This is a genomic window from Petrotoga mexicana DSM 14811, assembly GCF_002895565.1.
Taxonomy (GTDB): Bacteria; Thermotogota; Thermotogae; order Petrotogales; family Petrotogaceae; genus Petrotoga; species Petrotoga mexicana.
In genome coordinates, this window is record NZ_AZRN01000032.1 from 58,407 (window position 1) to 81,685 (window position 23,279).

The 23,279-nt window shown below is 34.6% G+C and carries 24 protein-coding genes and 1 tRNA gene; 20 read left to right on the plus strand and 5 right to left on the minus strand.

The window, feature by feature from the left end; translation table 11 throughout:
- Together X927_RS07030 and X927_RS07035 are read right to left on the minus strand one after the other, a co-directional pair.
- The gene (locus X927_RS07030; protein ID WP_103077383.1) at window positions 1-498 is read right to left on the minus strand and encodes a FumA C-terminus/TtdB family hydratase beta subunit; all 498 of its coding nucleotides are present in this window, start codon (window positions 496-498) and stop codon (window positions 1-3) included.
- Window positions 485-1,306 (minus strand): fumarate hydratase, encoded by an 822-nt coding sequence (locus X927_RS07035; protein ID WP_103077384.1) that lies wholly within the window; start codon window positions 1,304-1,306, stop codon window positions 485-487. The genes X927_RS07030 and X927_RS07035 overlap by 14 nt, the downstream gene beginning before the upstream one ends.
- A gap of 287 nt (window positions 1,307-1,593) precedes the next feature.
- Between X927_RS07035 and X927_RS07040 the strand changes: the two genes are divergently transcribed.
- The 10 genes from X927_RS07040 (at window position 1,594) to X927_RS07085 (ending at window position 13,322) form a co-directional block, all read left to right on the plus strand.
- Complete coding sequence (locus tag X927_RS07040) at window positions 1,594-2,619, plus strand: LacI family DNA-binding transcriptional regulator (protein ID WP_103077385.1); 1,026 nt, start codon at window positions 1,594-1,596, stop codon at window positions 2,617-2,619.
- A gap of 91 nt (window positions 2,620-2,710) precedes the next feature.
- Window positions 2,711-5,071, plus strand: a complete 2,361-nt coding sequence (locus X927_RS07045; protein ID WP_103077386.1) for a glycoside hydrolase family 94 protein — start codon at window positions 2,711-2,713, stop codon at window positions 5,069-5,071.
- Between the two features lie 46 nt (window positions 5,072-5,117).
- A complete protein-coding gene (locus tag X927_RS07050) occupies window positions 5,118-6,317 on the plus strand; it encodes a sugar ABC transporter substrate-binding protein (protein ID WP_169925190.1) in 1,200 nt (399 codons plus the stop codon).
- Window positions 6,318-6,394: 77 nt separating this feature from the next.
- A complete protein-coding gene (locus tag X927_RS07055; protein WP_103077388.1) occupies window positions 6,395-7,270 on the plus strand; it encodes a carbohydrate ABC transporter permease in 876 nt (291 codons plus the stop codon).
- 26 nt (window positions 7,271-7,296) lie between these two features.
- Window positions 7,297-8,130, plus strand: coding sequence for a carbohydrate ABC transporter permease (locus X927_RS07060; RefSeq protein WP_103077389.1), 834 nt, complete (start codon window positions 7,297-7,299; stop codon window positions 8,128-8,130).
- 99 nt (window positions 8,131-8,229) lie between these two features.
- The gene (gene wrbA, locus X927_RS07065) at window positions 8,230-8,844 is read left to right on the plus strand and encodes an NAD(P)H:quinone oxidoreductase (RefSeq protein ID WP_103077390.1); all 615 of its coding nucleotides are present in this window, start codon (window positions 8,230-8,232) and stop codon (window positions 8,842-8,844) included.
- Between the two features lie 168 nt (window positions 8,845-9,012).
- On the plus strand, window positions 9,013-9,693 hold the full coding sequence (locus tag X927_RS07070) for a winged helix-turn-helix transcriptional regulator (protein ID WP_245855502.1): 681 nt from the start codon (window positions 9,013-9,015) through the stop codon (window positions 9,691-9,693).
- Complete coding sequence (locus X927_RS07075) at window positions 9,690-10,856, plus strand: DegT/DnrJ/EryC1/StrS family aminotransferase (protein WP_103077392.1); 1,167 nt, start codon at window positions 9,690-9,692, stop codon at window positions 10,854-10,856. Before X927_RS07070 ends, X927_RS07075 begins: the two co-directional genes overlap by 4 nt.
- A 50-nt stretch (window positions 10,857-10,906) precedes the next feature.
- The gene (locus X927_RS07080) at window positions 10,907-12,214 is read left to right on the plus strand and encodes a nucleotide sugar dehydrogenase (RefSeq protein ID WP_103077393.1); all 1,308 of its coding nucleotides are present in this window, start codon (window positions 10,907-10,909) and stop codon (window positions 12,212-12,214) included.
- A gap of 25 nt (window positions 12,215-12,239) precedes the next feature.
- Complete coding sequence (locus X927_RS07085; protein WP_103077394.1) at window positions 12,240-13,322, plus strand: Gfo/Idh/MocA family protein; 1,083 nt, start codon at window positions 12,240-12,242, stop codon at window positions 13,320-13,322.
- A gap of 36 nt (window positions 13,323-13,358) precedes the next feature.
- Here the strand turns inward: X927_RS07085 and X927_RS07090 are convergent, their stop codons facing one another.
- From X927_RS07090 to X927_RS07100, 3 genes are all read right to left on the minus strand, one after another.
- A complete protein-coding gene (locus tag X927_RS07090) occupies window positions 13,359-14,426 on the minus strand; it encodes a mandelate racemase/muconate lactonizing enzyme family protein (protein WP_103077395.1) in 1,068 nt (355 codons plus the stop codon).
- A gap of 22 nt (window positions 14,427-14,448) precedes the next feature.
- Window positions 14,449-15,579 carry a beta-aspartyl-peptidase gene (gene iadA / locus X927_RS07095; protein WP_103077396.1) on the minus strand — a complete coding sequence of 377 codons (1,131 nt, stop codon included), beginning with the start codon at window positions 15,577-15,579 and terminating at the stop codon, window positions 14,449-14,451.
- Window positions 15,580-15,746: 167 nt separating this feature from the next.
- Window positions 15,747-15,822 (minus strand) — tRNA-Pro (locus tag X927_RS07100).
- Window positions 15,823-16,062: 240 nt separating this feature from the next.
- On the opposite strand from X927_RS07100, the gene X927_RS07105 reads away from it, so the two are divergent.
- The 10 genes from X927_RS07105 to dnaB all read left to right on the plus strand — a co-directional run bounded on the left by X927_RS07105 (window position 16,063) and on the right by dnaB (window position 23,012).
- Entirely contained in the window at window positions 16,063-16,521 is a 459-nt protein-coding gene (locus X927_RS07105) for a FeoA family protein (protein ID WP_103077397.1), read from the plus strand.
- A 3-nt stretch (window positions 16,522-16,524) separates the two neighbouring features.
- Entirely contained in the window at window positions 16,525-16,776 is a 252-nt protein-coding gene (locus X927_RS07110; RefSeq protein WP_103077398.1) for a hypothetical protein, read from the plus strand.
- A gap of 17 nt (window positions 16,777-16,793) precedes the next feature.
- Window positions 16,794-18,803: a ferrous iron transport protein B gene (feoB, locus tag X927_RS07115; protein ID WP_103077399.1), complete on the plus strand. Its 2,010-nt coding sequence runs from the start codon at window positions 16,794-16,796 to the stop codon at window positions 18,801-18,803.
- Window positions 18,800-19,177: a hypothetical protein gene (locus X927_RS07120; RefSeq protein WP_103077400.1), complete on the plus strand. Its 378-nt coding sequence runs from the start codon at window positions 18,800-18,802 to the stop codon at window positions 19,175-19,177. The genes feoB and X927_RS07120 overlap by 4 nt, the downstream gene beginning before the upstream one ends.
- Entirely contained in the window at window positions 19,178-19,618 is a 441-nt protein-coding gene (locus X927_RS07125; RefSeq protein ID WP_103077401.1) for a GatB/YqeY domain-containing protein, read from the plus strand.
- A 61-nt stretch (window positions 19,619-19,679) separates the two neighbouring features.
- Window positions 19,680-20,036 (plus strand): RnfABCDGE type electron transport complex subunit B, encoded by a 357-nt coding sequence (locus X927_RS07130; protein WP_103077402.1) that lies wholly within the window; start codon window positions 19,680-19,682, stop codon window positions 20,034-20,036.
- Window positions 20,037-20,051: 15 nt separating this feature from the next.
- Window positions 20,052-20,291 (plus strand): hypothetical protein, encoded by a 240-nt coding sequence (locus X927_RS07135; protein ID WP_103077403.1) that lies wholly within the window; start codon window positions 20,052-20,054, stop codon window positions 20,289-20,291.
- Window positions 20,292-20,352: 61 nt separating this feature from the next.
- The gene (locus X927_RS07140; protein WP_103077404.1) at window positions 20,353-21,417 is read left to right on the plus strand and encodes an alanine/ornithine racemase family PLP-dependent enzyme; all 1,065 of its coding nucleotides are present in this window, start codon (window positions 20,353-20,355) and stop codon (window positions 21,415-21,417) included.
- A complete protein-coding gene (locus X927_RS07145; RefSeq protein WP_103064959.1) occupies window positions 21,417-21,626 on the plus strand; it encodes a hypothetical protein in 210 nt (69 codons plus the stop codon). The genes X927_RS07140 and X927_RS07145 overlap by 1 nt, the downstream gene beginning before the upstream one ends.
- A gap of 15 nt (window positions 21,627-21,641) precedes the next feature.
- Window positions 21,642-23,012 (plus strand): replicative DNA helicase, encoded by a 1,371-nt coding sequence (gene dnaB, locus X927_RS07150; RefSeq protein WP_103077405.1) that lies wholly within the window; start codon window positions 21,642-21,644, stop codon window positions 23,010-23,012.
- Window positions 23,013-23,279: the final 267 nt, after the last annotated feature.

Genomic DNA, 23,279 nt, shown 5'->3' on the forward strand with positions numbered 1-23,279 from the left:
TTAAAATATTTGATTGCCGTTTGTATCTATTGCCACCATTAAAGGAAAATCCTCCACGTTTATGTTGTAAATAGCTTCTGGCCCTAATTCTGGAAAAGCAAGAACCCTTATATCCTTCACACACTTAGAAAGGTACGCAGCTGCACCACTTGGAGTTATAAAATAAACTCTCTTGTATTTTATACATAACTTTACTGCCAAATCACTTCTTTTTCCCTTTCCAACAGTTCCTAGCACACCTAATTTAAAGATCATTTCAAGATATTTATCCATTCTTTCACTCGTTGTCGGACCTATAGCACCTATCTTAGAGTTCTTTGGAGGATTTGCAGGGCCTGCATAAAATACAATTTTTTCATTTAAATCTACAGGAAGCTGCGAATTTTTTGAAAGTAATTCTAAAAGTTTTTGGTGTGCAGCATCCCTCATAACTATCAATTCACCAGTGTATTGTAAGAGTTCTCCGATTCTTAATTTTTCAATTTCATCTATCTTCAAATTTTACCACACCTTTTCTACAAAGGTAACAATCTAAGGAAACCCCCACAGGAAGTGTTGCAATATGTGTGGGAGCATATTCTACATGTACAGAAAAAACCGAAACTCCTTCTTTTAATCCTTGAAATCCTATTTTTAAAGTATTTAAATCTTTCAAAAGCGCTTCCTCAAAATCCGCATATACAGGGTTTTGATTTCTTTCTTTGAAACTTTTGGTCAATGCTAATTTGGATAAAACCATTGCTTTATCAGAAGTTCCACCTATTCCTATTCCAACATGTAAAGGCGGGCAACCTTTTGCTCCGTTTTCTTTCACATGCCCAATTATTACATCTTTTAATTCTTGGACCCCGATTGATGGCTTTAACATGAACAAGGCTGAGAGATTTTCACTCCCCCCGCCTTTCACCAAAAATTTGATATCTAAACTCTTCCCAGAGACTTGGAATATGTGTACCACAGGTGGAGTGTTGTTTTTAGTGTTTTTTCTTTCAAAAAGGGGATCACTCACCAGTGAAAATCGGAAGGGATTTTCCGTATATACCTTTTCAACCACCTCACTTAACGTGGAAAATATAGGTTCTTCAAGTATAACTTCGTTCCCTAGAAAAACAAAAAATTCAACAATGCCTGTATCTTGACAGAGGGGTAATTTTTCAACTTCTGCAATTTTATAATTTTCTTTTAGCGCTTGAGAAAATGGACCTTTGTATTCGTCTATGTAAGTTTTTACTTCTGGATTTATCGTTTCATTGACCTGTACTATATGGTTTGTCAACTTTTCTAATATTTCACGCTTAGATATCATCTCAAAATTTCAAACTCCTTTTTTATAATTGATTACTCTCTTTAGCGATGCTAATTGTTTAATTTCTCAAGCTTCTATTTTATCGTCTATTTTTCCATCTTTTTGAAATTTTAGCATAAAAAAATAAAAATTAAGAATTTTTAAGTTTTTAAGTCCTAATCGTCTCTACTCGACTTTAATCGTCTATAATTCCATTTAATCGGATTTTTATTTTAAAAGTATAAGAGTTATAATATAATTAGTTAAACGGTTAAGTAATTTTATAATCAAGCATTGGAGGATACGCTATGCCACCAAAGAAAAATAAAAATTCTCGAATAACTATCGAAGATATAGCACAGATCGCACAAGTTTCTAAAGCCACCGTATCTTATGTGATCAATGATAAACCCGGTGTGAGTGAGCCGGTTAGAAATAAAATAAAAAATATAATTGAGGAAACTAATTATTTTCCTAATTCTGCAGCAAGGGGTTTAGCAGGTGAAAAAACACATTTTGTAGGTTTAGTTATTCCAGATATTTCTGATATGTTCTATGCAAATATAATTAGAGGAGTAGAAAAAACTTTAAATAAAAAAGACTATCTTCTCAATCTATTTACCACACATGCAAGGCCAGAAAGAGAGCAACAAGTGGTTCGATTGTTGAATAAGAGTATGGTTGACGGATTAATTATAATGGCTTACTTTATTACTGATAATTTCATAAAGTCTTTGAAAGAAAGGGATATTCCTTTTGTCTTTATCGATTATCCACCAAAGGATGAAGATATTTATTCTGTGATGGTCGACAACGAAAATGGTGCATTTGAGGCGACAGAATATTTGATAAAACTTGGGCATAAAAAAATAGCGTTTTTAGAAGGTCCACAAGTTGCCTGGGATTCAAAGGCACGATTCAAAGGTTATTTGAAGGCATTAAAAGCCTATGGAATCAAATTCAACCAAGAATTAGTTGAAAACGGTAATTTTACAAAAGAAGAAGGATATACAGCTACAAAAAGGTTGTTAGAAAAAGGAGAAAAATTCACTGCTATCTTTTCTTCGAATGATCAAATGGCGATAGGAGCAATGAGAGCTTTAAAAGAAAGTGGGTACAAAATTCCAACAGATGTCTCTACTATAGGTTTTGACAACATCGAGGCCAGTTCTATAATAGAACCACCTTTAACAACTGTTTCACAACCCATATATGAAATGGGTAAAAAAGCTGTAGATATTATAACAGCTTTGATAAATGGAGAAACAATAGAAGAAAAAAGATATTTGTTAAAAACAAAATTAATCGAAAGACAATCTTGTACAAGAATTTAAATTTTTTACAGATAACTTAATCGGTTAAGTAAGCATGAATAAAGTATTTTATAACCTCATAACAGCAATTTTTAAAATCAGGAGGGAAGATATGTTCGAGACAAAATACGGATATTTCACAGAGGATGGAAAAGAGTATGTTATAACCACTCCTAAAACTCCAAAACCTTGGATAAATGTTATTTCTAATGGTGATTATGGAATGGTCATATCTCAGAGTGGTTCTGGTTATAGTTGGAGAACACATGCAAGTTTAAATAGAATTACACGGTGGGAACAAGATCTCATAAAGGATGAATGGGGCAAATATATTTACATAAAAAATGAGACAAGTGGAGACTTTTGGTCTCCAAGTTGGAAGCCCACATGTAAAGAACCACAAGAGTATGAAGTAAGACACGGTCAAGGTTATTCAATATTTGAGACCAAATATTTCGATATAAAAACGAATTTAACTATGTTTGTATCTAAGGATGACCCAGTCGAAATATGGAAGTTAACTATAAAAAATACTTCTGAAAAAGAACACAAATTGTCTATTTACACCTACTTAGAATGGAATTTGGGAGCCGCTCCCGACTGGCACAGAGAGTTTCACAAAACTTTTATAGAAACAGATTTTTTAAATGATTTAAACTGTATAACGGCTGAAAAAAGAATGTGGGAGATTCCAAATGAAAAAGGTCAAAATTGGAACAGGAACTGGGAATATACCGCTTTTCATTCAGTTAATGAGAAAATAGCCGGATTTGAAGGGTCAAAGGAAAAATTTTTGGGAGAGTATGGAAGTATTTCTAATCCAAATGCCCTTATTAGTGGAAAAATGTCAAACACTTATGGAAAATGGGAAGATTCTATTGGTAGTTTAAAAAATGAAATAATTTTAAAACCAGGAGAAGAAAAAACGTTGATTTATTTGCTTGGGGCCGTTTCTAAAAAAAATACAAACGGAAGTGTGAGCTCACTTGTTAAAAAATATCAAACAGTAGAAAAGGTAGACGAAGAATTCGAAAAAGTAAAAGATATGTGGAACGAAATGCTTTCAAAATTTACTGTTGAAACACCAGATAAAGCCTTGGATTTTATGCTAAATAACTGGTTGAAGTACCAAGCTATTTCAGGAAGGTTATGGGGAAGGTCTGCCTATTATCAAACTGGTGGGGCGTACGGTTTTAGAGATCAACTTCAAGATAGTCAGATATTTTTGTATGTGGATCCCGAACAAACCAAAAATCAGATAAAACTTCACGCAGCTCACCAATTCAAAGATGGAAGTGTGTACCATTGGTGGCATCCCATTTCTGAACTCGGTTACAAGAATAATATATCGGATAACAGATTATGGTTGCCTTTTGTTGTTTTAAGGTTTTTAAAAGAAACTAGTGATTTAGAATTTTTGAAAGAAAATATAAAGTTCCTGGATGGTGGGGAGTCTTCTCTATACGACCATTGTATTAGAGCAATTCACTACAATTTAAATCATATGAGCCCAAGAGGACTTCCTTTAATAGGTGATGGAGACTGGAATGATGGTATGAACGCTGTTGGCACCCAGGGTAAAGGGGAAAGTATTTGGCTTGGACATTTCTTGTACGGTATTTTAAAAGATTTCTCTGTTGTCTGTAAGAAAATGGGAGATTTAGCAAATATGCAAAGGTTTATGGACGAAGCTGAAAAGCTTAAAGAAAACATCAACAAATACGCCTGGGATGGAGAATGGTACGTAAGGGCATTCAAAGACAACGGGGAACCGATTGGAAGCAAACAAAATAGTGAAGGTAAGATATTTTTAAATGCACAAACTTGGGCAATAATCAACGGTACCGCAACACAAACACGAAGTGAAACAGCTTATCGATCAGCAAAAAAGTACCTGTTTAAAGATTATGGACCACTTCTTTTTCAACCGGCGTTTGCTAAACCTGATCCAGAAATTGGATATCTAAGCAGATACGCCGCGGGAGTTAGGGAAAATGGCGGATTGTACACTCATGCAGGTACGTGGGCGATATTAGCAGCCTCAAAGATGAAAGATCCTGATACATATAAAATCTACAAAAGCTTCATGCCTATTTATAGGGGTTTGGAACCAGATAAATACTTAGCTGAACCATATGTTACTCCAGGTAACGTTGATGGACCAGATTCCCCCTATTTTGGAAGAGGAGGGTGGACTTGGTATACAGGATCAGCAGCTTGGTATTTTATAGTTGCGATTGAGGGAATTATTGGACTAAAAGCCGAATGGGAAGGGTTAAAAATAGAACCTTTATTCCCCGAAGAATGGAAAGAAGTAAAAGTAAAGAGAATATTCAGGGGAAAACAGTTGAACATAACTTACAAAAAAAGTGATGAGAAAAAGATCATAGTTAACGGTGTAGAAATTGATGGAAACATTATTAATCCGGAATTACTTGAAGAAAATGTTTTGAATGTTGAGGTACTTTTTTAGAAAAATATCAAAAAACCGTAAAATTACTATTAGGAGGTGTAGAAAGATGAGAAAGGCATTGGTTGTTTTGAGTGTTGTGATGTTGATGGTTTCGTTAAACTTCGGTGCAACAACGATCACCGTATGGGGTATGGGTGAGGCAAAAGGTTTGAAGCAAGTGACTGAACTTTTCATGGAAGAATACCCGGAATATGAGGTTGATTTCCAAGCCATCCCCTGGTCAAATGCCTACGAAAAAATTTTAACGTCAATCGCAGGTAGACAAGTCCCGGATGTCGCCCAGATGGGAACAACTTGGATGGCTCCGTTTGGAAGTATGGGGGCGTTTGAAGATTTAGCTCCATATATTGAAAATTCTGAAGTTGTAAAACCAGAAAATTTTTTCGAAGGCGCCTGGGAATCAGGGATAGTTATCGGAAAACAGTTTGGTATTCCTTGGCATGTGGATGTTAGAGCGATGTTCTATAGAACAGATTTATTAACACAAGTAGGTTACGATCATGCTCCTCAAACTTGGGATGAGTTATACGATGCAGTGAAAAAATTACATGAAAATGGTAGTAGATATGGCATATCACTTTATCAACCTCAGGATAACTACCAAATTTTCTTTCCATTTGTTTGGCAAAATGGTGGAGACATTTTTGATAGTGAAGGAAATGTGATAGTAGATCAACCTGAATTCGTTGAAGCCTTGGAATACTATACAAAATTTTTCACAGAAGGTTTGACCCCAATTTCTGGAAGTGGTAACATATTCCAAGATTTTGCTTCAGGTGATACACCAATCTATTTTTCAGGTCCATGGATGATTAATATGACTAGAGAGCAAACTCCACAAATAGATGGGAAATGGGATGTAGCATTAATGCCTGAGAAAAAAAGTAAAACTTCTTTTATGGGAGGTAGTAATTTAGTCATTTTCAGAGATTCCAAAAATAAAGAAGTCGCTTGGAAGTTTATTGAATTTGCATCAAGACCTGAAAACCAACTGTTGGCCTATCAAATTACAAATGAACTACCTGCAGTCCGTCAAGCATGGAAAGATCCTTTATTGCAAGCAGATCCGATGATAGCAACATTTGGTGAACAGTTGAATGATGCAAAAGCTCCTGTAAACGTACCGGAATTCCATGAGATTGCAGCAGCGATTGATAACATGGTTCAACAAACAATTTATGCTAGAAAAACACCAGAACAAGCGGCTCAGGATTTGAAAAAAGAAATTGAAAAGATACTGAAATAATTTATTTTATGCCCCTCTTTTTACGCAAAAAGGGGGGCTTTTGATCAAAACTTTTTGATTATCAAGGAGAGATAAAATTGAAGACCCCATTAAGAGCGATTATTAGTTTCATAGGACCTTCAATAATATTATTGATGATTTTCATGTTAATACCTATAGTAGTTTCGTTGATAATAAGCTTCACTGATTTCGATGTTTATGCCATATATGATTGGGGAAAAGCGAGTTTTATAGGCTTTGAAAATTATGTAAACTTAATGCATGATCCCCTTTTTTGGAGGGCATTATTAAATACATTATACGCATTAGTTGTTGCGATGCCTTTAACGGTAGTTTTATCTTTAAGTTTTGCTGCCCTTATAAACAGGGAAGCCACGCATTTTAAAAATTTTTTTAAAGTAAGTTTTTATCTACCTTCCATCACAAACACAGTCGCAATCGCCATCGTATGGGCTTGGATGTTTAATCCCGATTACGGATTAATAAATTGGTTTTTAGGTTTTTTTGGAATACAAGGACCCAATTGGTTAGGAGATCCCCTTTGGGCAATGCCATCGGTAATAATGCTTGTAGTTTGGAAAGCAGTTGGTTACAACGTTATTCTCTTCACAGCTGGCTTACAAAATATACCAGACTATCTATATGAAGCTGCCGAGTTGGATGGTGCTTCAAGATTTCAGCAATTTTTACATGTTACCATTCCATCGTTGAGGCCAACAATATTTTTCGTTACAGTTATGACTGTAATAGGTTATTTGCAATTATTTGAAGAACCATACATGTTAACGGCAGGCGGACCTTTGAATGCTACTTTATCTATAGTTCTTTATCTATATAGACAGGGCTTTGAGTTCTTCAAATTAGGATATGCTTCTTCGATTGCCTTTGTGCTATTTTTAATGATATTTGCCTTAACCTTTATACAAATGAGAGCAAGAAGATTAGAAGTATAAAAGAGTATTGGTGAGGAGTGATAATTATGAGATCGAGAAAAGTTTCTCCCATAGAGCAAGTAGCGGTACATGGATTGTTGATTATTTGGTTGTTAATTTCAGTTATACCTTTTGTATGGATGGTTTCAACTTCTTTTAAAGGTCCCGGAGAAATTTATATATTTCCTCCAAGATGGATCCCTAAAAACCCTACTTTGAATAATTATATAGATTTATTTCAAGAAATGAATTTTGGAAGGCCATTTTTGAATTCGGTTATCGTGTCTCTTTCTACAACATTTCTATCAGTTTTAGTAGCCACTATGGCAGGTTATGGATTCGCTAAATTTCGTTTTAAAAATAAAAATTTATTGTTTTTGTTCATCTTAGGGACGATAATGGTGCCTGGGCATATAACAATGATTCCAGTATTTTTATTGTTGTCACAGTTGAATCTATTGAACACCTATTTGGGGTTAATATTACCAGCTATAGCAAATGCCTTCAACATATTTTTCATGAGACAATACATTATGGGTATACCTGATGAACTAATAGAAGCAGCAAAAATGGATGGGGCACATGAAGGATGGATATTTTTTAGAATAATTTTGCCTTTGGCAAGACCTGCAATGGCGGCAATAACTATTTTCACTTTTACAGGTGCTTGGAACAGCTTTTTATGGCCATTAATTCTAGCGACTGATGAAAGTATGTATACACTTCCGGTCGCTGTATCTGTTTTACAAGGGCAGTATGGTGAAAATATTGCAATGCAGATGGCAGGTTCGGTTATCGTAATTTTACCTCTTATAATCGTATTTTTACTCACTCAACGTTATTTCATAAAAGGAATCACATTTACAGGAATGAAAGTCTAAAATAAAATGATTATATTTATAATACTATTCAATTATTATTAATAAATTACCTGTATAATAAAAGGGACTAAATTTATCCTAATTAAAGGAGGACTTTAGATGGCAAAAGTCAACGTTATATTCTACAGTATGTATGGCCATATCTATCAAATGGCTAAAGCCGAAGCGGAAGGCGCAAAAGAAGTAGAAGGAACGAATGTTGAGATCTACCGAGTCCCTGAAACCGTTCCTGAAGATATTCTAATCCAATCTGGAGCTAAAAAGGCACAAGAACAATTTTCACATATTCCAATAGCAAATATGGATTCTCTAGTTGAAGCTGATGCGATAATTTTTGGTACTCCCACCAGATTTGGCATGATGGCGGCGCAAATGAGGCAATTCCTTGATACAACAGGTCCACTTTGGGCAAAGGGAAGTTTGGTTGGAAAAATAGGTAGTGTCTTTACTTCTACTAGTACTCAACATGGGGGTCATGAATCTACTATTTTAAATTTTCATACAACGTTATTGCACCATGGAATGATTATTGTTGGAATTCCCTTTACTGAGCCAGATCTGAGCGATGTATCGAATATTCATGGGGGTTCACCGTATGGCGCCTCGGCAATTATCACCCAGAGCGATGAAAATAGACCTAATGAAATAGAACTTAATATTGCCAAAAGTCAGGGAAGAAGAGTAGCTGAAATAGCAAAAAAGCTTTTTGGTTGATATTTTGAAGAATAAACTCAAGGAGTACAATATCGGCTTTAAGAAACTTTTGAAAATTTTTGAAGGCGCACAAATTGTGCGTCTTTATTTTTTTTGAATTTAAAACTTCAATTGACTTTTAAAAAAATAATTGTTATAATTAATTATGATTATTCACTTGGTGTATGAATGAAAAGATTAGAGGTGATCTTCCCAATGCTAAATATTCAAAATTACACTTTTTTCAACCCTTCTCCAAACTTTCGAGAAATGATGATCTTAAAGTTAATTTCTCAAGAAAACGATATTTCTCAAGAGACAATGGCAAAAAAAGTAGGGGTTGTCCCATCGATGATAAACAAGTATTTAAAGGATTTTGAAGAGAATGGAAATATTATAAAAAGCGGTGAAAACAAACGTAATATGAGTTATGAGCTCACAGAGGCGGGAAAAAAGAGGTTGCAATTTTTAACCCTCAGTTTCGTTGATGAGGTTTCTGAGCTGTACACAGAAACCAAAGACTCCTTCAAAAAAGTTTTTCAAACTCTTAAAAAAGATAATTTAAAGGATATTCTTTTATATGGTGCAGGGGTTGTTGGAGGGATTGTACTAAAGGTTTTGAAGGATGAAAATATTAATATAATTGGATTTTTGGATGATTCTCCTTCAAAGCAAGGAGATAAGCTCCAAGGAATAGATATTTACCCGCCGGAAAAAGCCAAAGAGTTAACCTATGATGCCCTCATAATAGCTTCGTTTAGGAAGTCAGAGAAAATATTGGAAAAGGCAACGGAAAGAAATTTGGAAAAATTGTACGTTTTTAAGATAGATGAGGAAGGCAATATTTCTTTGGAGGGGGATATGAAATGAAAGATAAGATGGAGGTTCCTCTTTTTGATTTAACAAGGCAATATGAAAAATTGAGAAAAGATGTTCTGAAGAAGTTGGATGCCGTTTTCACTTCTGGAAACGTGGTTATGGGAAGTAATGTAAAAGCCTTAGAAGAGGAAATTGCGAAGTATATAAACGTAAAGTATGCTATCGGTGTTGCTAATGGTTCTGATGCCCTAAGAATATCGGTTCAAGCTCTGGGTATAAAAGAAGGAGATTACGTTATCACCACACCATATACTTTTTTTGCAACTGCAAGTGCAATTGTACTGAATGGAGCCACTCCTATATTTGTGGATATAGAAGATAAATACTACAACCTTGATTTGGATAAAGTCGAAGATTTGCTTGAAAATCATCCGGAAAAAGAAAAAATTAAAGCAATTATTCCTGTACACCTTTTTGGAAAAACCGTTGATTTAGAGAGATTGGAAAAAATAAGAGAGAATTACAACGTAAAAATCATAGAAGATGCCGCTCAATCTATTGGGTCTGTATGGCAGTACAAGAATGGCGAAAGAAAATTTAGTGGTAGTATAGGAGATTTGGGTATTTTTTCTTTCTTCCCAACAAAAAATCTGGGTGGTTATGGTGATGGTGGAATGGTTGTTACAAACGACGCGGATTTGGCAGATAAGGTCAGAAAATTAAGAGTCCATGGTGCAGCAAAAAAATATTATCACGATGAAGTTGGTTACAATTCAAGATTAGACGAAGTTCAAGCCTCAATATTGAGAATAAAACTAAACAATTTAGATGAATACATTGATAAAAGAATAAAAAAGGCAAAAAATTATGAAGAATTATTTGAATTACATAACCTCAACGAAGATTTAAGTTATCCTGCTTATTTTAACGATAGAACCCATGTCTATCACCAATATGTTGTCACTTTGAATAACCCCAAAGATAGGAATAAATTAAAAAAATTCTTAGAAAATAAAAGTGTTGGAACATCGATATACTATCCTCTTGGTTTGCACCTTCAAAAGTGCTTTGAGAACTTGGGTTATAAAGAAGGGGACTTCCCTGTAGCTGAAAAGGCATCTAAATCGACGATAGCTTTGCCAATGTTTCCAGAGCTCACCAAAAAAGAGCAGGAATACGTAGTTAAATGTATTAAAGAGTTTTTTTCAAAATAGTTTTAGAATTCCTAAAAACAGTGTTATTTTAGAAAGGGGAGGACTAAAAAATGGCATTACTAGACAAAATAAAAGATAAAACGGCAAAGGTAGGGGTAATAGGTTTAGGTTATGTGGGTTTACCTCTTGCGGTAGAAAAGGCAAAGGCAGGGTACCCTGTTTTAGGGTTCGATATTCAAAAAGAAAAGGTTGAAAAGGTCAACAAAGGAATAAATTATATTGGAGATATTGTAAATTCAGAGTTAGAAAAGCTAGTTGAAGATGGTTATCTAAGCGCCACAACTGATTATGATAGAATAAAGGAATGCGATTGTGTTATGATATGTGTTCCAACTCCTTTGAATAAATACAAACAACCTGATTTAAGTTTCGTTGTTGATTCAACAAAAGAGGTAGCAAAAAGGCTTCATCCAGAAATGTTAATTGTTTTAGAAAGCACTACATATCCAGGAACCACCGAAGAAGTAATTCTGCCATTATTACAAGAATATGGGTTTAAGGTTGGAAAAGATTTTTATTTAGCTTTTAGTCCAGAGAGGGTAGATCCAGGAAATTTGATTTACAAGACCAAAAATACACCAAAAGTAGTCGGTGGAGTTACCGAAAAATGTACTTTACATGCAAAAACCCTCTATGAAAACGTATTAAACGCTGGTGTTTTCACCGTATCGTCCCCTAAGGAAGCAGAGATGTCAAAGATTTTGGAAAATACCTTTAGAATAGTGAATATTGGTCTCATCAATGAAATGGCTATTTTAGCAAAGAAAATGGGAATAAATATCTGGCAGGTAATAGACGCAGCTGCTACAAAGCCTTTTGGGTTCATGCCTTTTTATCCCGGACCAGGTGTGGGCGGCCATTGTATTCCAATAGATCCTTTTTATTTAACGTATAAAGCTAGAGAGTTTGACTATCACACAAGGATAATAGAATTGGCAGGGGAAATAAACGATTATATGCCCGAGTACGTAATCGAAAGACTAATGGACATTTTAAACGAAAATAAAAAGTGTTTGAATGGTTCCAAAATATTGATGTTAGGGGTGAGTTATAAAAACGATATAGACGATTTAAGAGAGTCTCCTGCATTGAAAATTTTGGAGCTTTTGGAAAAAAAGGGTGCAGAAGTAAAGATTCATGACCCATATATAAAAAATTTTTCTCACAAAGGAATAGAGTATAAAACGGTAGATTTAACAAAAGAATTGTTAGAGGAATCAGATGCGGTCTTAATTACTACCGGACATAAAAAGGTGGATTACAATTTTGTTTTGGAAAATGCCGATATAGTTTTCGATACAAAAAATATCACAAAAGGACTTAGAGAGAAGTATCCAGAAAAAGTTTCTCTATTATAAAAAGTTAAAAAGTAGGTGATATTCCGTGCTTAAATTGGCTGTAATAGGTTGTGGAAGAATTGCTCAAAAAAAACACACAGAAGCGATCATAAAAAATTCTGATATTATTGAAAACGTGGCTGTTTGCGATTTAAAAGAAGAAAGAGCAGAACAATTTGCCGGTAAGGTAGAAAATTCTGGATTAAACAAACCAGAAATATACACGGATTACAGTAAATTGTTGAAAAGAACCGATATAGATGCCGTGGCAATAGCCACCGAAAGTGGAAATCACTATGAAATCACCATGGAAGCCATGCAAAACAACAAACATGTATTAGTGGAAAAACCAATGGCCCTATCAACAAAACATATGAACGAGATGATAGAGTTTGCAAAAAGGAAAAATTTAAAGTTAGGTGTTTGTTTTCAAAATCGGTTCAACCCACCTATACAAGAATTAAGAAAAAAAATTACAACAAATTCATTTGGAAGGATTCTCCACGGTCAAGCTTCCATTAGGTGGAATAGAAACGAAGAATATTATAAGCAAGCAAAATGGAGGGGCACTTGGGAATACGACGGGGGCACGTTGATGAACCAATGTACGCACAATATAGACTTGCTATTGTGGAATATGGGCTCTGAAATAGATGAAATATACGGTGTTATTAAGAACTTCACGCATCCTTATATAGAAGCCGAGGATTTTGGAGGAGCAATAATAAAATTTAAAAACGGTTCCGTAGGAATTATAGAAGGGTCAGCAAATATATATCCAAAAAACTTGGAAGAAACTCTATCGATATTTGGAGAAAAAGGCACAGTGGTTATCGGTGGTTTAGCGGTGAATAAGATAAAACATTGGAGATTTGAAGGAGAAGATGGACATCCATTTCAAAATCTCCCAGATCCTGATACGGTTTATGGGAGCGGGCACATTCCACTTTACAGAGATTTTTATCAATCGATAGAAGAAGATCGAGAACCTTTCATTAACGGTGACGAAGGGAAAAAGGCTGTAGAAGCTGTTTTGGGAATTTACAACTCTGCCCTTTTGGACAGACCTGTGAAATTTCCAATCGATTTTTCAACGATAGAAATGAAGGGGGATATAAAGTCAATCTAGATCTTGTCACAATCAAGATCTACCCCTTCTTCTTTTTCACATATTGATTTCTATTCCTAAACCAGGTTTGTCCAAAAGAATTATTGTATCTCCTTTTACTTCAAATCCACCTTTTATTCCTTCAAATTCTTCATAATACATGAAGGAATCTAAATCAGCATCTGTTATATTTCTCTTAGCTGCGACTAAGCTTGCCCCCGCAGTAAGGGCCACCTTTGTTTCTACCATACATCCAACCATACAATTAATTCCAGCAGATTCTGCAATTGCGTTAATCTTTTCAGCTTCGTAAAGCCCTCCACTTTTCATCAGTTTTATGTTGATCATATCGGCACTATCTTTTTTCATTGCATGCATTGCATCATGAGCGTTATGAACTGATTCATCTAAAATTATCTTCATATCAGCCTTTTTTCGCAAAAGTGCAGACCCATCAAAATCCCAATCGGCTAACGGCTGCTCAACGGCTTCAACGTTGTAATTTTCTATCATTTTGATTGCGGTTAACGTATCGTGTATATTCCATCCTTGGTTGGCATCTATTTTCAATCTTACGTTATCTCCCACGCTATTTCTTATTAGCCTGATAGCTTCAATGTCGTTTTTAAGATCAACGCCAGTTTTGATTTTTAATATATTAAATCCTTTATCTACGCTCTCTTTGGCTTCGTTTGCCATTTCTTGTGGTGCACCAATCCCTATCGTGATATCTGTTTGTACTTTGTTTTCAAATCCACCAAGAAGCTTATAAAGAGGTTCTTGCATCACTTTCCCTTTTATATCGTAGAGAGCGATATCAACCGCTGCTTTTGCTGCTGTATTTCCTGCAATTGCTTTGTTCAATATATAATGTATTCTTTCTATTGCGAGTGGATCCTGCCCTATTAATATTTCTTTGAATGTTTTAAGAACAAATGTTACACTATCGATACTTTCCCCCGTTACCGAACGAGAAGGAGTAGCTTCTCCAAAACCGTAGTATCCTTCATCAGTAGTTATTTTTACAAGCACCGATTCACAATACTCCGTTGCTCCTCGCGAAATAACAAAAGGTTTTTTGAGTTTAATTTTGATTTTTTCAAATTTTAAATCTGTTATTCTCATTTCTCTACCTCCCATTGGATTTTTAAATAGTTCGACCCCTTGCCATAACCTTTTTTATTTCCAGATTACTTTTATCTAAGAACACTATATCGGCATCAAAGTTTTCTTTTATTTGGCCTTTGTTTTCTAATTTAAGAAAATTTGCAGGATTGATAGTGATAACCTTTAAAGCTTCTTCTAAAGGGATATCTTGTTGTAATACACAATCCTTAACCTCTTCAAAGAGTGTACCTACATCTGCTACTGTTAAACCTAAATAATTTCCTTTGTCATCGAACTGTGGTAAACTCCCCTGTCCATCGGATGAGAATGATATATTGTCAATACTTACCCCATCTTCCAACAAAAGTTTCAAAGCTTTAGATGGTTTTGATGGATCTTCTTTGTCTTTCTTTTTTGACGAACTAGTTGTGAAATCTATTCTTCCACCCATTTCTATAAAATTTTTACATGTTTTAAGAGCTTTTTCTCCCTTGTTCATGTGAGTTGGAAGGAACTGTGTAATAGGTAATTCTGAATTTTCAACAACATCTATCAATATTTGAATAAATTTTTCTCCTCTGCCAACGTGAATATTTACAATGCCTGCCTTTTTTGATAAAATTCCGCCCACTCGAGCTTCTGAAGTCAATCTTATCAGTTCTTCTAAGGTTGGTTGGGAACCTCTATGGTCTGAAATAGCGACTTCTCCAACACCTATTATTTCTTCAATGAAAACCAAATCGTCTATAATTCTGCCGGTAAAAGTTTTTATAGGAAAATGATAAGAACCCGTATACGTGTAGCAGCTTATTCCTTCTTGTTTTAATGCTTTTGCTTTTGCGATTAAGTTTTGCATACTTCGAGTTGCGTTGTCGGTTCCCAAAACACCTACTACGGTAGTAATTCCAGAATTTACTATCTTAGAAACAAATATCTCTGGGGTTCTTGTGCTGTATCCCCCTTCTCCACCTCCTCCTGTTATATGAACGTGAGAGTCTATAAAACCTGGAACTACTATATAATCCTCAGCATCGATAATTTCAACTTTAAGATTAGAATTTAATTCTATCGAATCGACTAGTTCTAAGATTTTTTCTCCACCAATTAATATATCTTTTTTCCCTAAAGCTTTCGGTGAGTAAACCGTTGCATTCTTTATGAGGGTAAGCAAAATTCTTCTTCTCCTTTTCTATGATTATAATTTTTATTTCAATCATGCCATAGAAATATTATAAAGTCAAGTTAACGCATTCTACCAATAATTTTTAAATAAAAAACAAAAAGCTCAAAAATCCGAAAAAAGATTTTTGAGCTTTCAAAGAAAGAAAAGTTTGGTAATGGTCGGGACGACTGGACTTGAACCAGCGACCTTTGGTTCCCGAAACCAACGCGCTACCAACTGCGCTACGCCCCGAATTCTTATTATTCCATAATTGATTTTATCATATTTTTGAATCGAAGTGAAGACTAATAAAAAAATTGAGAAATAATAAATTGTCTAAATAATATAAGTGAAGTTGCTACAAACCATATATCCGTATATAATTTAACTATTGCGTTATAATAATTCATTTTATTGTTAATTTTAGGCACAGCTAACTCTTTTAAAAAATGTTATAATTGATATGAAATAATTGAAAGAGGTGATCATAATTTGCTAATTCCTTTACACAACCTGTTTATTGGACAGAAGGGAAAGATAGTGAGTTTAAACATTGAAGGAGAAAGTACTAAAAATCGTCTTATCGCAATGGGAATTACTCCAGGTAAATTTATAGAATTAGCCCATGTTTCTCCTTTTGGGGATCCTTTAGTATTTAAAATTGGAGAAAAAAAAGTAGTTTTAAGAAGGAGCGAAGCTTCTAGGATCATTGTAGATGTTCCTTACAAAGTATTCAACCTTTTGGAAAGTGAAATTGGAAAATATGAAATTATCGATATTAAAGGCGGAAGGAATTTTGTAGAAGAAATGAAAAGTATGGGGTTGTATAAAGGAGTTAATATTAATTTAGTTAATAAGCTTGGGAATAGGATAATTATAGATGTTGATGGGAAAAAATACGAATTGGGCAGGGGAAGAGCTTCCAAGATATTTTGTAAAAAGGTGGAATAATTAATGAATATATCGCTTATAGAAGAATACGTAAGAAATAATAAAGAAGTAGATATTTTGGAATTAAAAGAGAAATTTCACTTAAATCAAAGTGAAACGAATATTTTGATTCCTTTTTTAAGAATAATGGATGTTGAAATTAAAAAAATAAATAAAATAGAACCTGTATGTAAAAGTTGTCCATTGTCAGATAAATGTGGAAAAGGCCTGTTAAATAACTGTTATTATACTAATAACTCTACAAAACAAATTTAATACAGGGAGGAGCTTGAATGAGCAAGGATACCCTCAAAGATAACGTTGAAACCGTTGACAAGGAAGCTGAGATTTCAATAATTGGAAATCCTAACGTTGGAAAGACTTCTCTATTCAACCTTTTAACGGGCACAAAACAATATGTTGCCAATTGGCCAGGGGTTACAGTAGAGAAGAAAATAGGAAGTTTTAAGTATAAAGGTAAAACCTTTAAATTAGTTGATCTTCCAGGTGTTTACACCCTTTCAGCTAAAAGTGAAGATGAGAGAGTTGCTAAAGATTACTTAATAAGTAATACTTCAGAGATAGTAATTGTCGTAGCAGATGCCTTGAACTTGGAAAGTTCTATGTTTTTATTGTTTCAACTTATAGAAATAGGCGTGAAGACTATTTTGGTTATAAACTCCGTAGATGAAGCTCGGGAAAAAGGACGAATCATCGATCCATCCCCGATTTCCAAAACTTTAAACATCCCTGTCATATTGACTTCCGCCAAGACAGGTGAAGGTAAGGAAGAACTTTTAGAAGAAGCATATAAGCTTTCAAAAGAAAAAAATCTTACAAAAAAGAAAATAATGTATCCAGAAGAAATAGAGAATTTTATCAATTTTTTTCAAGACAAAGTTTCAAAGTTTCCTAAAATAAGTTCAAAATATCAAAATTATATAGATAGTAGTTGGTTACCAATATATTTTTTAGAGTTTGGAAGTGAAGATTTAGAACTTCCCCAAGATTTTTTGACTGAGTTAAAAGAAAATTTTGATATAGAAGATCTTAAAAACAAATATTTAAATTGGAAGTTTAATTTCATTTCTTATCTAGTTAGTTCTTCGATAATAAAAGAGGGTATAGACTGGTCTTTGAGAGATATTTTAGACCACGTTTTTACACATAAGATTTTGGGAATATTGATATATGTTTTTGCTTTGTTTGCAGTGTTTTCTCTAACATTCAGCCTCGCTCAACCGTTATCGGATTTGCTGGATTCGGCTTTTACTTTTTTGGGTAATTCTATCAGCGAATTTGTAACTATTCCTTGGTTGGAATCACTACTAGTTGATGGGGTTATAGCTGGCGTTGGTGGTGTTTTAGTTTTTATTCCACAGATTTTTATCTTATTTTTCTTCTTAGGATTCTTGGAAGAATCGGGATATTTACCAAGGGCGGCCTTTTTAGTTGACAGAATTGCCAGGAATTTTGGATTAAGTGGTAGATCTTTTATGTCTATTATTTTAGGTTTTGGTTGTAACGTCCCAGCCATTATCTCTACTAAAACAATTGCCAGTAAAAAAGAAAGATTAGCTTTAATTCTTAGCCTTCCCTTTGCATCGTGTAGTGCAAGGTTACCCGTTTACATTCTTTTAATAAGTGCATTCTTTTCAACACACGCAGCCACTATAATGCTGCTAGTCTATTTATCTAGTATAGCGTTAGTCTTAATATCCTCAAAATTTTTACAAAGATTCATTACCCAATCAGAAGATATCCCCTTCATCATAGAACTGCCGAGGTTTAGGCTGCCTACTTTAAAAAATTTATCCATTTATACATGGAACAGAGGAAAGCACTTTTTACAAAAAGCTGGAGGCATAATTTTAATAGCCACCGTACTAATTTGGCTTTTATCTTTCTTCCCTAATTTTGGAACAGATATAAACAGTAGTTTCGCCGCTTCTATAGGGAGAGTGTTTGAACCTTTAACCAATCACTTGGGATGGGATTGGAGAATAAACACCGGCTTGATTTTTGGTGTCGCCGCAAAAGAAATAGTTGTGTCTTCCTATGCCACAATTTTTAATGTTGGAGAAGGCTCTTTAACCTATGCCTTACAAAATGCATTAACCCCAGCATCTGCTTTAGCACTCATATTCTTCGTTATGGCTTATATTCCTTGTTTTGCAACGTTAGCCACGATTAAAGCGGAGACAAATGGGTGGAGATGGGCTATTTTTAGTTTTATTTACACCACTGTCGTTGCTTATCTTATAGCTAATTTGGTGTTTTTTGTGGGAGGTATTTTCCTATGAAGCATAAAAACTTCACACTTTCTTTGATAGCAATATTATCGATTATTTTCATGTTGCTAAATATACAGAAAAACTTTTTCTACGTCTTTTCTTTTTTTGTTATATTTTTAATTTCGATCTACGGTTTTTCTAATGATAATAGAATATGGTATCATAAATCTGCCCATATAATAGTTTCTTCTTTTATCGGTCTATTTCTTTTAGCTTATGAAATCTTGGATATTTTGTTCACTATGCTTGCGGGTGAATTTTCTGAAATAAATTTAAATATTTATGTTATAATCTTTGGTATACTAAGCATAACGATATTCTTTTTAGAATTGAGGTATCTAAGAAAAAAAAGAAATGAAGCATTGAATAAGGAGGAACGATAAATGTTAAAAGATATATTAAATAATGATTTAAAAAAATATATGAAAGAAAAAAATACCCTTGCTTTAAATGCGATTAGATCGATAATATCAGAGATTAAGAATAAAGAGGTTGAAAAAGGTTCTGAATTAACAGAGGAAGAAATAGTCCAGTTGATAAAAAAACAAATAAAAATGAGAGAAGATTCCATTGAACAATTCGAAAAAGCAGATAGGAAAGATCTTGCTGAAAAAGAAAGAAAAGAAGTTGAGATCTTGCAAGATTACCTTCCTGAGCAGCTTTCTGACGAAGAATTGAGAAAAATAATAGAAGAAACTATAAAGGAAGTTAATGCAACATCAAAAAAAGATTTTGGCAAAGTTATGAAATTAGTAATTCAAAAGGTTCAAGGAAGGGCCGATGGAAAGAAAATAAGTGAAATACTGTCGACACTTTTAAATTAACATATAACTAATATGTGATATAATAATACTAGAAAGAATTTCTTTGGAGGTGTTTTTTGCAGTGCTCACAATAGTTTATTCGGTGTTATTATTAGGGATTTTAGGGTTTGCTTCCGGTACTTTTTTAGCATTTGCTGCAAAAAAATTTGAAGTAAAGGAAGATCCAAGAGAAGCCATTGTTAGAGCAGTATTACCAGGTGTAGATTGTGGATCTTGTGGTTATCCTGGATGTTCAGCCTTCGCAAAGGCATTTGTCAAAGGTGAGGTTGGAAAAGACGGTTGTGTTCCTGGCAAATCTCAAGGTGTCCCAGAACTTTTGGAGAAAATATCTAAGATGTCTGTTGACGAATTGAACAAAATATATGAAGAAAGCGGGGAAGACGATTCTAAAATTTTAAAACTACTAAAACAAAATTAAAAAGGGGGGATCAAATTGATCGATCCTATATCCTCTCAACAATACAAGCCACTTTATCTAAGTAGTTTTGATTATGGAAGTGATCAACTTCCGCACACGAGTAGTCAAAACATTAACCACAGTCCTACAATGTCCAAGGAAGAGATGGAAAAACTTTTATCTTTTGTAATTTACAAACAAACTGGAATTTCGATGAAATTAGTTAGAACCGTTGGTGAACTGTATCAGGGTCAAAATTTAGATGTTTTAACGTAAGTAAAATTTTCATAATTGCGGGCCAAGATTGCCCGCAATTTTAAATAAAGGAGGATTTTCCTTGTATCCAAAGGTTTACGCTTACTTAGAAAGGATTCAAGAAAATGCAAGATTTTTAAAATCATTGTGCACTGATTCGGGTGTAGAAATAATAGCTGTCACTAAAGTAGTTTGTGGTGAACCTACAATAGCTCATGCACTTAAAGAATGTGGAATTGAAATACTAGGTGATTCAAGGATTCAAAACATAAAGAAAATGAGGAATTCGGGTATAAAAGGACCTTTTATGTTACTTCGCATACCCATGATCTCTGAACTTGATGATGTGGCAAATCATGTTGATTATACTTTAATAAGTGACTTAGAGATAAGTAAGAAATTGGGGAGTGTTTCTTCTAAGTTCAATAAGAAATCTAAAGTCATCTATATGGTTGACGTGGGTGATCTGAGAGAAGGAGTTTGGTTTGAAAAAGCTGTTTCTGAGGTTTCAAATGCCATTGATATAGAAGGAATAGAGATTGTTGGAATAGGCACAAACTTAGGATGTTTTGGTGGAGTAATCCCTGATGAAACTAATATGCAAAGGCTCGTAAAAATAAAGGAAGAAATCCAAAGAGAAACTGGAAGAACTCTAGATATAATCTCCGGGGGAAATACCGCTGCCTTACCTTTAATTGAAAAAGGAAGTTTACCAAAGGGTATAAACCAATATAGACTAGGCGAATCGATCATCTGTGGAATGGACGCAACTAACAACCGCAACGTTCCAGGGACAAGGCAGGATACGATAATCTTGGAAGCAGAAATTGTGGAATTAAAAGAAAAACCTTCCGTCCCCTACGGCAACATTGGTTATGATGCATTTGGTCGTAAACCAAAATTTGAAGACAAAGGTAATAGAATAAAAGGGATTTTAGCTGTGGGAGAACAAGATATTAATCCTACAAGTATGTATCCGTTGGATGACGATATTGAAATACTCCATGCAAGTAGTGATCATACGATCGTAGACTTAACTGAATCTAAAGTGAGGTATAAAGTAGGAGATAAGATAAGATTTAGGCTAGGTTACTCCTCTGTTCTGAGGGCCTTTACAAGTCCTTATGTTGAAAAGGTGATACTTTAATGTTTGCTTTTGTAAACACTCTTTTTGTAATAGCAATGATCCTTTTTATAATTTCAACGGTATTTTTATGGAGATCTGCTAAAATGATAAGAAACGGTAGTAAAAGTTCTGATGAAGACGTAAAAAAAATGGACAAAAAAGGACTGGTAGGTCTTTTAATAAGTGTTGGAATTTTTGTTTTATCTTATTTTTTGAGCTTATTAGTTTGATCGAGGTGGATACAAATGGAACTTACTTCTTTTACCCCTCCTAATAGTAAAGAAGCTGAAGAGTCGGTCATAGGCAGCATTTTTTTAGACCCTTCCATACTTCCTGACGTGATCGAAGAGGTAAGATGGGAAGACTTCTACTACGAAAACAATAAGATAATATTTAAAGTTATGGAAGAACTTTTTGACAAAGGGGAACCTGTTGATACTGTATCGGTGATTGAAAAACTTAGAGAATCCAATCTTTTACAGAAAATCGGTGGAGAAGATACAATAATTTATTTAGCTCAGGTTGTCCCAACAACGGCTAATGTGATGTATTACACCCAAATTGTAAAAGAGAAAGCTCTTTTAAGAGCTTTAATAAACGCATCTTCGGAGATAGTTGATGCCGTAAGAAATATTGGAGATGCTCAAGAAGTTTTAGAATATGCAGAAAAGAGAATATTTTCCATAGCCGAAGCCCGCGCAACCAGAACATATGATCTTTTATCCAACGTAATGCATGATGTTTTTGAACAGATAGAAGAATTGAAGAACAGAGCTCAAAAAGGCGAGGGAGATCTCGTTACGGGGGTTTCTACTGGATTCAAAGCTTTAGACAGGATGACTTCAGGATTTCATAGATCTGAGTTAATTATCATCGCCGCTAGACCATCCATGGGTAAAACGTCTTTTGCCGCAAATATTGCAACTAACATGGCTTTACAGGCAAATGTTGCCGTGGCAATCTTTAGTTTGGAAATGTCGAAAGAACAGTTAGCTAACAGAATTTTATGTTCTGAGGCAAAGGTTGATTTACACAAGGTTAGAACTGGACAAATTTCTGATGAAGAGTGGGAAAAATTAGTACAAAAAGCAGGAGAATTATCGAAATCAAGACTTATCTTTGACGACGAACCAGATCTAACTCCCAGAATGCTGAGGGCAAAAGCAAGGAGAATGAAAAGAGAATATGGTATAGAAGTAATTTTTATCGATTACTTACAATTGATGACTTCTAGATCTAAAGGTTATGAGAGCAGGCAACAAGAAATAACAGATATATCAAGATCCCTGAAATTGCTCGCTAGAGAGTTAAATATCACCGTCGTTGCTTTGTCTCAACTTTCCCGTGCAGTTGAGCAAAGAGAAGATAAAAGACCTCGTTTAAGTGATCTCAGAGAATCAGGGGCAATTGAACAGGATGCGGATGTCGTTATGTTTTTGTATAGAGATTCATATTACAAAAGAAAAAAAGATGAGCCCGGTAAAGATTCTTTAAATGATGAACATGAAGCAGAACTTATTGTAGGTAAGCAAAGAAACGGACCGGTTGGAACCATAAAACTAACTTTCAATCCTAAACTTGCAACTTTTTACACCTCTGATAGAGGATATCAGTAACTTTAGAAACAAGATTTTGATTTAAAAGGGTTACAGGGCGGAGCCCAGTTTGCGTCAGTGTACAAACAATTTTTTTAAATGATTTTGACCTTGATTTGGGGTTTTTAAGGGGAATCCCCCTTAATGTTTGGGTTTAAGGGACCGCAGGTCCTTTCCTTAGAAGGGTGGGGAGCGGGGCGAAGGGGCGCTAAAACAAGGCATTGAAGGATTTACCCTTTTTATCCTTATGGGCGGGCAACGGGGCGAAGGGGCGCTGACACAAAGTTT